This window comes from Bacteroides sp. HMSC067B03, assembly GCF_001811315.1.
GTDB classification, from domain to species: Bacteria; Bacteroidota; Bacteroidia; order Bacteroidales; family Bacteroidaceae; genus Bacteroides; species Bacteroides faecis.
The window spans coordinates 1-1007 of record NZ_KV804388.1 but is presented as its reverse complement, the minus strand read 5'-3'; the positions used below and the strand labels follow the sequence as shown (position 1 = coordinate 1007).

The following is a 1007-nucleotide window of genomic DNA, read 5'->3' as shown; positions in this document are numbered from 1 at the left end:
CCAAAGGCCATCGTGGCAAACGTATATGAAAAAATATTATACGGTTCTACCAGTGGTCTACCCGAACGGTCCAGTGAAAAATACCAGTTAAACTGCCCGTCATGTCCGTATTTCTTTAAAAACTCACCACCCTGAACGGCACAATCGAGCCATTCCTGTCGTTTCTCTACTTTGTTGTAAAGCATGGAGAACATCCACACCTCACGTCCCTGCAACCAGATGAACTTATCCGTATCGAAAACCTTCCCTTCACGGTCCAGGCAGCTGAAATAACCGCCAGACTCATGATCCTGGGAATGGTCGAGCCAGAAAGGAAGGACGTTTTCCAGCAGCTCATCCCGGTATTGATTCGCTAATTTCTTAAAATCCATAATATTGTTTTTATTATAGATAGGTACAGAGGCACGGCAGGCAGGGAAACGTTTTTTTGAATGGCCATACAAAAACCGCCTGTGGCCCCTCTATACTTCTCAGTTGTTAGTTTATTGTTATTAAGGTCTTTTTTCCCGCTGTTCCGAACCGGTCCAGTATCTTTCAATTTCTTCCAGCGACTTTCCGGTGGTTTCCGGCACAAGTTTCCAGACAATCAGCATATAAGGCACGCACATGACGGCGAACAGGAAGAATGTTCCGGCGGGGGTAAGGTTCTGGAGCATCCATGGAGTGAGCTGTCCGATCAGGTACGTCCCGATCCACAAGGCAAATCCTGCAATGGACATGGCCAGTCCGCGCACCTTGGTGGGATACATCTCCGAGAGGAGCACGAATACCACGGCGCAGATGGAAACGGCACAGCAGAATACATAGAACAGGAAGAAAACGAGCAGGAAGAGGCTGGATACTCCCAGGCTTTCGCCGAAAAGGAAGTAAGCACCGATCAGGAGAAGGGAAAAGACCATGCCCGATACGCCGTAGTAAACCAGTTTCTTACGTCCCACTTTGTCGATGATGACAAGCGCCAGGACGGTGGTCAAGGTGTTAACTAGTCCTACGAGAACTTGGTAAAA

At 48.2% G+C, this 1007-nt stretch carries 2 protein-coding genes; both read right to left on the bottom strand.

From position 1 onward, the window contains the following. Positions 1 to 371, bottom strand: a 371-nt coding sequence (locus tag HMPREF2794_RS16225; RefSeq protein ID WP_210403601.1) for an AGE family epimerase/isomerase, incomplete at its 3' end; no start/stop codon positions are given. A gap of 120 nt (positions 372 to 491) precedes the next feature. Further along, positions 492 to 1007: MFS transporter (locus tag HMPREF2794_RS16220; RefSeq protein WP_010539474.1), on the bottom strand; the 516-nt coding region annotated here is incomplete at its 5' end.